Origin of the sequence: Bartonella sp. AP30XZML, assembly GCF_042195945.1 — a bacterium.
Lineage (GTDB): Bacteria > Pseudomonadota > Alphaproteobacteria > Rhizobiales > Rhizobiaceae > Bartonella.
In genome coordinates this window covers 1-7740 of sequence record NZ_JBHIPJ010000067.1, presented here as the reverse complement: position 1 = coordinate 7740, position 7740 = coordinate 1, and the positions used below count along the sequence as shown (strand labels likewise).

Genomic DNA, 7740 nt, shown 5'->3' with positions numbered 1-7740 from the left:
CAGATAGCTGTTGCAAGCGCTTCATTAACAGAACCATCTTCAAAAAGAGCCGCATCAAATTTACCTGTCTTTATCCGAGAAGCCACTGCATTATGTGAAACACCCATCTTCTTCGCAAACGCACGAACCGATAAACCCTTACGATGCTTCTTTGTCATAGTTGCTCCTTGCCTTTTTCTCTGCCATAAGAAGTAAGAGTTTACGGTGTTACGAATGATTGACAATCGGGTATAATCGGGTATATATTCCGGTATGAAAACAGATACACTCCAAATTACACAAGAATTGTTGGCTCTCATTGCTGAAATTGATGAGTTCAAAGGGGCATGGCGCGCACTTGGTACTCTTGCCCCTGAAAGATTGAACGCCCTTCGCCATATTGCTACTGTTGAAAGTATTGGATCTTCTACACGCATTGAAGGGAGTAAGTTAACAGACCGCGAAATCGAACAGCTTTTGGTAAACTTAGAAATTAAACGTTTCAAGAGTCGTGATGAACAAGAAGTTATCGGTTATGCCAAGGTTATGGAAACAATCTTTCAATCTTGGAGTGATATTTCTATTACTGAAAATCATATTAAACAACTTCATCGTGATCTTTTGTGTAATAGTGAGAAAGATCAACGACATCGAGGTGAATATAAGACTTTACGCAATGATGTAGCAGCATTTAATTCTCAAGGGAAAATGGTTGGCATTGTTTTTGAAACAGCTACACCATTTGATACACCATACCGAATGCAAGAGCTTATTACTTGGTTCAATAAAACCAATGAATTAAAGGATCTTCATCCTTTACTTACGATTGGTATTTTTAATGTAACATTTTTAGCTATTCATCCTTTTCAAGATGGAAATGGACGTTTAAGCCGTATCTTAACCACCCTTCTTTTGTTACAAAAAGGTTATGTTTATGTACCATATTCATCACTTGAAAGCATTATTGAGAATAATAAAGAAAGCTATTACTTAGCTCTGAATCAGACTCAAAAAACAATTTATACTAAAACACCCAATTGGGAGCCTTGGATACTCTTTTTTTTACGTGCTCTACAAAAACAAAAACGCCAATTAGAAATAAAAATAGAGAGTGAAAAAAATGCTCTTTTTTCCTTATCTGAATTGGCTCTTAATATTCTTGATTATGTGCGTAATCACGGACGTGTTACAACCCGCGATATGGTGCGTGAGGTTGGTGCAAGCCCTAATACACTTAAAGTAACTTTTACATCATTAGTTGAAAAAGGTCTTTTGATACGTCATGGTGGTGGACGATCAACTTGGTATAGCGCACCTTAATTTTATTGCCTTCTTAACCACCTCCCCATTTTGAGAACGGGGAGGAGAGTTCTGTTTTTGAACTTAAGCAACCTTTTTAATGGGGCTCTCCAAATCAGGTTCATAAGCTTTCAACAAAGGCTCCATAATCGGAGGAGGTTTTAAAGACCCAAAATTTGTAATCATTGCTAAAATCCTGAGTGCATTTGGCGATTCATCTTGAAGTTTTAAAATCACAGCTTCTTCTATTGCATTCATGGTCTCAATGAGGGCATTAAAAGTCTTATCTTCAACATCATCACGATCAGAAAACTGATACAATGCCATCCACAAATCACATAAGAAGTCTATACTGGTATTCATTGCACACCTCCATGGATTTGTTCTCTCAAACAAGCTAATCCTTTTGGTGTAATTTTTGTTGAAGGGAGCACTTTTTCTGTACCATCAGGTCTTTGAATGGTAATAGCAGGACAATCCATAAATCCTTTCTTGATCTTGTCCTGATAAGGTAACAGTGGCGCTCCTGGAGCACGCCGATACACCCAATCATGTTTACGCAAGTAATCAGTTAAATCCTTTGGTCGTACCTCTAACATCTTTGCTGCTTCTATCAAACCGAACAGCCCATCAGAACGTTTTAAACCTTCCAAAGCCTCTGCTTTTGATGCTAATTCTGCAATGGTGTTATCCTTTTGCTCAATTTGGTTTTGTAGGTGTGTCAAAAAGCCAATCATTGCTTGAGGACTTGAATAATCAATTTGCGGTGTTGCTACTTGTTTTTCCAATTCTTGTCAGCGGTCAATGATTTTTGCACGTAATGTAGTGTTATAACCAGAAACAAGAATTAAACATTCATGCTTGGGGAGGTTATAGCAGTTTTGAGGCTTTCCCTGCTTGTCTAAATAGGTGCCCCCAAATTTGGGGAGACCTCCTTCAGTGTATAATTCTTCAAGTATTTTCTTAATATCACGCATGACATGGTCATGTCTTTTACCACACAACTCAGCAATTTCACGACTCGACATAGTCTGAGTGGTAGCACTATTAGCAACACTTTCTGTAATTTTAATAAGAGTGTTCATAATGAACTCCTAGATGTTAGAGGTTTTCATTGATACCTTTAAAAGGTATCGGGTGCTGAAAACACGGCATCTAGTCCGTCGTTACGCTTTCCCCATAAGGGTATTGTATAGCGTAACTACACCCGATGAGGTCATTATACACTTGTCACATATAATGAGTCAAAGCCTTTGCAATGCACAGAAGATCGATTATTTCGGCAATCAATCCGCTAGATGTTTTAAGGTGTTTTCAGGCACCTGATTCAAAAATATATATTAACGCAACAATGTCAAGAATAAAAATAATTTTTATCTAAAAATAATCGCGTACTGTACAGTACACACACTGAAATCATTATTTATCAATGAGTTAAGTGTACAATGTACAGTCAATTTGAAAATTCTGTCGCTAGCGATAGTTCGCGCTCGCCTGCCCCGCAACAGACCAAACCCGCTGGGAAGTACCTTTTGTATTGATTTTATTACGTTTTTTTTGAAATTGGAGAGGTATAATTGGCAATCTTCTTTAAATTAACATCCTCTCCACTCTGAAAGTGGAGAAGATGAGATTATGTTTTAAATCTAAGCAGCTTTTGTGACAGATCTAGCTAACACCTGTTTTGCTTCTTTAATGAGGGCTTTATATTTTCTATTCTCTTCATCTACTCTGAAAGCATCAAGAAGACGCACATGGATAGGACCTAAAAGATATAAAACTTTTTCACCAGCGTTCATACCCTCCCAATAACTTGGCAAATCAAAGCGTGTATCATTATCGTAATCGGTCTGTTCTTGACTCTCGAGTTCTATCCAGCGGTCAATGATCTTAGCACGCAACACTGTACTGTATCCTGAAATTAAGATAAGGCATTCACGCTTAGGTAGGTTGTAGCAGACTAATTTACGTCCTGTAGAATCCTTATAATTTCCTTGAAATTTACTCACCTCAATTTTGAGGTCAGTACATATTTGTCGAATATCTCTTACAATATTGTCATGCCTTTTATCACATAATTCCGCAATTTCACGGCTAGACATTGTTAACGTGGTTTGGGTATTTACTAAATTGTTCATAACGAACTCCTATCTACTTAGATATCTTCTATTCATACCTCAAGGGGTATCGGGTGCTAGAAAACACGGTAGATAGTCCGTCGTTATGCTTTTCCCAAAAGGGTATTGTATAGCATAACTACACCCGACGAGATCATTATATGCGACGAGCATAGAATGAGTCAAAGCCTTAATGTGCGGGAAGAGATTGTTCCGGCAATCTATCCGCTATCTATCAAGGTGTTTTCTAGGCACCTGATTTAACGATATGTGTTTTTCGTGAATCTTGTCAAGTAATAAGATTGCTGTGAGTAGTGTGGTGACATAGCTTGAGAACATGATCTAGCCTTTCTTGTTGGCAGCATATTCTTGACGTTTAAGTTGTCTCTGTATGTTTTCAGTTAATCTTTCATTGGCATATTGTGCAATAGCACTTGCAATCTCTGGTTTGGACATCATTCCAGCAATTGAGGGTCCTTCTTGTTTTGCAATAGGGAATTGATCTCCATCGGCTCTTTGAAAAACATTACCATTCAGCTTTTTTAATTCAACACACTTTGGAAAGCACCCACCTTTGATAAAAGCATGGGGTAAGATTTCTTTCTTTCCAAACAGTGTGTAAGTTACGCCGCGTTTTGTTTCTCTTGCTTGAAAAAATTTAAGAGGTATTGGTGTTCCAGAACCAATGATATCTGTCTCAAGAAACCTTGCTGTCGCCTTTTCTTTAATATAAACACCTCTTCTTATACGCTTTATTTGGGCTGATGAGATGTCTGCAACTTGCTTTTCAGTAAAGCGTTCAACTTGTTTTGCTGCAGTGTTTAGAGCATTACGCAGAGCCCAATTAAGGCGAGGGGCTTGAAGGCTTGTGAAGGTATCTTTTGCCTGTTGAAGATACCATTTTTGGTGGATAATTAATTTCAACTTCTAAGCCTTTTTTGGGGTAGATGTTGATGGCTTGGAAGCTTTAGGTGTTTTGGGTTGTTCGAGTGGAATTTCCTCGGCTGCTGATTCAGTTGATGTTTGTACGGCTTCTTGTTCTATCTGCTTAATGTGTTCAATTGTCTTGTCGGGTTTTATTTTTATTTGAACATCAACAAAAGGTTTAGCAGCATTTGAACGCTTGAGACGTGCGTAGACTTGATTGGAAACTTCAACAAATGGATTATTGGGTGTTGATGGTTCAAAGCGAACAGTGCTTTTATTGTCTCCAACAACACACATTGGCTTAGTGATGACAGCTTTCATCATTGCTCCTTTTGAGTCATAATTAATGACATCATTAGTCAAATATTGATTTTTATTCTGTGAAAAATTAATTAGCCAGAATTAGCAAGAAAACAGGGCTTTCTAGCCACGCTTCAAGTTCACATTTTGCTGAATTTTTGGGGATATTTTTGAATTTTAGACACAATACGACCAGTGCCGTGTCGTCATTAAATACGATTTTTTACACTATGTCAACAAAAAAATCATGATCTTGTATTTTTTTTATTTTTTTACCTAAATATGGTGTTTTAAAAGATATTCTTTATTTTCCTTCAATACAACATTTATGTTGTATTGAAACATTTTAGATGTTATATTATTATAATGAATAGTCAAGAATTGAAAAGATATCTTATAAAGCATGGTTGCAGTTTTACTTCAGGGAAAGGTGGACATTTGCTTGTAAAGCGCGGTTCTAAAAAGTCTGTTTTACCTATGCATGGTACGCGAAAAGAATTAGGAACAGGATTAGTCCAGAAGATTCTTAAAGATCTTGACCTAAAATAAGCCTGAATATGGAGGTGTAAATGAAATATGCAATCAAATTTATCAAAGATGACAATGATACTCTTCTAGTCGTCTCTAAAGACTTTCAGGAATTTATTACCTATGGTAACGATGAAAAAGAGGCTTTGGAACAGGCTAAAAATGCACTTTTAACAGTCATTATGGGGCGTTTTCAAGATCGTGAACCTATTCCCTTTGGACATCGTGATATTGCCTATCCTTTTGTTGAAGTATCTTCATTGGTGACTTTAAAAATTGCAATACATAACGCTATGATTGAAAAAAACTTACGCAAAGCTGATCTCGTACGTCTTTTAAAACTTCATCCAACACAAATTGACCGATTGTTGGATTTAAACCACGCAACCAAATTAGATGCCTTGGAATCCACTCTCATTGCTCTTGGAAAAGAGGTTGCCATTAATATCCAAGACGCCGCTTGAAAACTACCGGTTTTGCGTAAAATGTTTATAAAGCGCATTAAGAGCAATGCGCAATGAAAGCACAAGGTGTGGTAGTGATTGATCTTCTATGACAAGATACTGTAATGCGGCATGAAGGTTATATTGATGGTGTAAACATTGGGCTTCTTGAACAATATCTTTTACAGCTAAAAGACGTTGTGTTGCCTTCTGTACCCATTTCTCTCTTGCTCCGTTATCAGAAGTTGTAGGCATTTCATCATAAATTGCATTAGGCAATCCTTTTGCACATAGGTAATTGTTTTTCACTTCAAGATATTTTTGTGCAGCATCATATTGGTCTTGATTGATTTCGCCTTGCAAATAAAGCCGCCCGATATAGGTACCGGAAAGCGGATTTTTAGCCTCTTCTATGGTCAAACAGAAGCGTTTGGCACGCATTTCAATTGCCAATTTATCCATGGGTTCATGCGGTGTTTTTGCTCGTGAGATGCGTCCATTTGGTTCTCTGATACATCCTTTAATCCGAGGACGACCGCGTTTTGCACGTTTTTTTCTTTTTGTCATATTTTTTTTCAATCAGAATGGGACGCTATCGTTAAGAGCGGTTCTATAATCTTGAGCACCTGAAGCGATAGCATAATTTTGAGAAGTAATAGGTGAAGGGGTAGGGGATGCCGATTGATCTTTCTTTGCATCAAGCAAATACAATTCACCTTTGAATTGTGGTAAGACAATCTCTGTTGTGTAACGGTCATGCCCATTTTTATCTTGCCATTTGCGTGTCTGTAATTTTCCTTCTATGTAAACCTTTGAACCTTTGTTTAGATATTGAAGTGCAATTTTTGCCAAATGTGGATTAAAAATCACCACGGAATGCCATTCTGTTTTCTCTACTTTTTGATTGGTTTTTTTATCTGTATAGCTCTCAGAAGTCGCTATACTAAAATTGACTATTTCTGCTCCAGAATTCATTGTTTTGCTTTCGGGATTAGCACCAAGGCGCCCGATTAACGTCACTTTATTTAGCATATTTGTAGCCCCATTAGATTAGCAATTTATACATGAAAAATCTTAGCATAATTTGCATATTTATGCAATTATTTCAGTTTATTAATAACAGTTTTTTAAGTATTACATTATAATATTATTTGACAAATTATTCATCAAAAAACCATGTCACACAAATGGCATCGCTTTCTTATTTCTGCTTTTAACTTTTTAATAAATATCCTTTCATTTAAGAGTCTGTATCAAACTTTTTTGTTCGATTTATTGTTGACAATCGAACCTTTTTGTGCGATATTCATTTTATGAAAAAAGGGGGAGGCTAAATGAAACGAGAAGCACTGCTTAGAGAATTACGTAAAGAAGCCAGAAAAAGAGGCATTCATTACAGTGAAGCTCCTGATGCAGGTAAAGGGTCACATTAATTTGGTAACTTTTGGAGACAAAACAACTGTTATAAAATCAGGTGAATTAACGCCACTTTACGTGAAGATAATAAAAAAGCAGTTGGGAATATGAAATTTATAATTCAAACGCTTTTAGTTTTTCGTTTCAAAAGCATTTCGATCATGGCGAGGAGACCTAAACATGGAATACACGTATCAAGCAAAGCTGGAATCTGATCCAGATGGTGGTTTTATTGTAACCTTTCCAGATGTACCAGAAGCAATAACAGCTGGAGAAAATAGAGCAGAGGCATTAGAGAATGCTGTTGAAGCTTTAGGGTTAGCATTACGGAGCTATCCTATGCGTGGTTTGCCTTTACCAATGCGACAACAGTATAAAGACCTTGTAGAGGTTACGGTAGATGCGTGGAATGCTCTTAAGCTCGCAGTGGTAGAAGCCTTTAATGAAGCGAATATCACAAAAACAGAATTGGCTAATCGTTTGGGTAAAAAAGAAACAGAAGCAAGACGCATTCTTGATCCAAATTATCCAACTAAGCTTCAAACACTAGAGCAAGCACTGAGCGTTCTTGGCAAGCAAGTTGTTATCACAATCAAAAATGCGGCTTAACTTCCTCCCCACTTTTAAAATGGGGAGTTATGTTTTTAAATCTAAGCAGCTTTTACGACAGATCTTGCTAGAACCTGTTTTGCTTCTTTAATAAGGGCTTTGTATTTTCTGTTCTCTTCATC

Annotated in this window: 10 protein-coding genes and 3 pseudogenes; 5 read left to right on the top strand and 8 right to left on the bottom strand. The window is 37.0% G+C overall.

The genetic code is table 11. From position 1 onward, the window contains the following. The first annotated feature begins 252 nt into the window (after nucleotides 1-252). The gene (locus ACFIL2_RS05145) at nucleotides 253-1299 is read left to right on the top strand and encodes a Fic family protein (RefSeq protein ID WP_375610735.1); all 1047 of its coding nucleotides are present in this window, start codon (nucleotides 253-255) and stop codon (nucleotides 1297-1299) included. 63 nt (nucleotides 1300-1362) lie between these two features. On the opposite strand, the gene ACFIL2_RS05140 is transcribed toward ACFIL2_RS05145, so the two are convergent. The 5 genes and pseudogenes from ACFIL2_RS05140 to ACFIL2_RS05120 form a co-directional block, all read right to left on the bottom strand. Continuing rightward, entirely contained in the window at nucleotides 1363-1641 is a 279-nt protein-coding gene (locus tag ACFIL2_RS05140; RefSeq protein WP_375635103.1) for a hypothetical protein, read from the bottom strand. After that, nucleotides 1638-2363, bottom strand: a pseudogene (locus ACFIL2_RS05135) (phage antirepressor KilAC domain-containing protein). The gene ACFIL2_RS05140 and the pseudogene ACFIL2_RS05135 overlap by 4 nt, the downstream one beginning before the upstream one ends. A gap of 561 nt (nucleotides 2364-2924) precedes the next feature. Next, on the bottom strand, nucleotides 2925-3416 hold the full coding sequence (locus tag ACFIL2_RS05130) for a Rha family transcriptional regulator (protein ID WP_375655526.1): 492 nt from the start codon (nucleotides 3414-3416) through the stop codon (nucleotides 2925-2927). 321 nt (nucleotides 3417-3737) lie between these two features. Further along, the gene (locus ACFIL2_RS05125) at nucleotides 3738-4319 is read right to left on the bottom strand and encodes a hypothetical protein (RefSeq protein ID WP_375676808.1); all 582 of its coding nucleotides are present in this window, start codon (nucleotides 4317-4319) and stop codon (nucleotides 3738-3740) included. A gap of 3 nt (nucleotides 4320-4322) precedes the next feature. After that, nucleotides 4323-4643: a hypothetical protein gene (locus ACFIL2_RS05120; RefSeq protein WP_375680052.1), complete on the bottom strand. Its 321-nt coding sequence runs from the start codon at nucleotides 4641-4643 to the stop codon at nucleotides 4323-4325. 345 nt (nucleotides 4644-4988) lie between these two features. Here ACFIL2_RS05120 and ACFIL2_RS05115 point away from each other — a divergent pair, with 345 nt between their 5' ends. Together ACFIL2_RS05115 and ACFIL2_RS05110 are read left to right on the top strand one after the other, a co-directional pair. Continuing rightward, nucleotides 4989-5171, top strand: coding sequence for a type II toxin-antitoxin system HicA family toxin (locus tag ACFIL2_RS05115; protein ID WP_006589116.1), 183 nt, complete (start codon nucleotides 4989-4991; stop codon nucleotides 5169-5171). A gap of 20 nt (nucleotides 5172-5191) precedes the next feature. Beyond that, entirely contained in the window at nucleotides 5192-5614 is a 423-nt protein-coding gene (locus ACFIL2_RS05110) for a type II toxin-antitoxin system HicB family antitoxin (protein WP_375649820.1), read from the top strand. A 3-nt stretch (nucleotides 5615-5617) separates the two neighbouring features. On the opposite strand, the gene ACFIL2_RS05105 is transcribed toward ACFIL2_RS05110, so the two are convergent. Beyond that, the gene (locus ACFIL2_RS05105; protein ID WP_375680051.1) at nucleotides 5618-6160 is read right to left on the bottom strand and encodes a hypothetical protein; all 543 of its coding nucleotides are present in this window, start codon (nucleotides 6158-6160) and stop codon (nucleotides 5618-5620) included. Between the two features lie 12 nt (nucleotides 6161-6172). Next, on the bottom strand, nucleotides 6173-6625 hold the full coding sequence (ssb, locus tag ACFIL2_RS05100) for a single-stranded DNA-binding protein (RefSeq protein WP_375620506.1): 453 nt from the start codon (nucleotides 6623-6625) through the stop codon (nucleotides 6173-6175). 302 nt (nucleotides 6626-6927) lie between these two features. On the opposite strand from ssb, the pseudogene ACFIL2_RS05095 reads away from it, so the two are divergent. Both ACFIL2_RS05095 and ACFIL2_RS05090 read left to right on the top strand, forming a co-directional pair. Then, nucleotides 6928-7120, top strand: a pseudogene (locus ACFIL2_RS05095) (hypothetical protein). A gap of 69 nt (nucleotides 7121-7189) precedes the next feature. Beyond that, complete coding sequence (locus ACFIL2_RS05090) at nucleotides 7190-7618, top strand: type II toxin-antitoxin system HicB family antitoxin (protein ID WP_375680050.1); 429 nt, start codon at nucleotides 7190-7192, stop codon at nucleotides 7616-7618. Nucleotides 7619-7659: 41 nt separating this feature from the next. Here the strand turns inward: ACFIL2_RS05090 and ACFIL2_RS05085 are convergent. Further along, nucleotides 7660-7740 (bottom strand): annotated as a pseudogene (locus ACFIL2_RS05085) (phage antirepressor Ant); the annotation flags it as partial.

Bases quoted from the DNA above. Each gene is read 5' to 3' on its own strand.
- ACFIL2_RS05130 (WP_375655526.1), bottom strand. From the start codon at position 3,416: ATGAACAATTTAGTAAATACCCAAACCACGTTAACAATGTCTAGCCGT.
- ssb (WP_375620506.1), bottom strand. From the start codon at position 6,625: ATGCTAAATAAAGTGACGTTAATCGGGCGCCTTGGTGCTAATCCCGAA.
- ACFIL2_RS05120 (WP_375680052.1), bottom strand. From the start codon at position 4,643: ATGAAAGCTGTCATCACTAAGCCAATGTGTGTTGTTGGAGACAATAAA.
- ACFIL2_RS05110 (WP_375649820.1), top strand. From the start codon at position 5,192: ATGAAATATGCAATCAAATTTATCAAAGATGACAATGATACTCTTCTA.
- ACFIL2_RS05115 (WP_006589116.1), top strand. From the start codon at position 4,989: ATGAATAGTCAAGAATTGAAAAGATATCTTATAAAGCATGGTTGCAGT.
- ACFIL2_RS05105 (WP_375680051.1), bottom strand. From the start codon at position 6,160: ATGACAAAAAGAAAAAAACGTGCAAAACGCGGTCGTCCTCGGATTAAA.
- ACFIL2_RS05090 (WP_375680050.1), top strand. From the start codon at position 7,190: ATGGAATACACGTATCAAGCAAAGCTGGAATCTGATCCAGATGGTGGT.
- ACFIL2_RS05145 (WP_375610735.1), top strand. From the start codon at position 253: ATGAAAACAGATACACTCCAAATTACACAAGAATTGTTGGCTCTCATT.
- ACFIL2_RS05140 (WP_375635103.1), bottom strand. From the start codon at position 1,641: ATGAATACCAGTATAGACTTCTTATGTGATTTGTGGATGGCATTGTAT.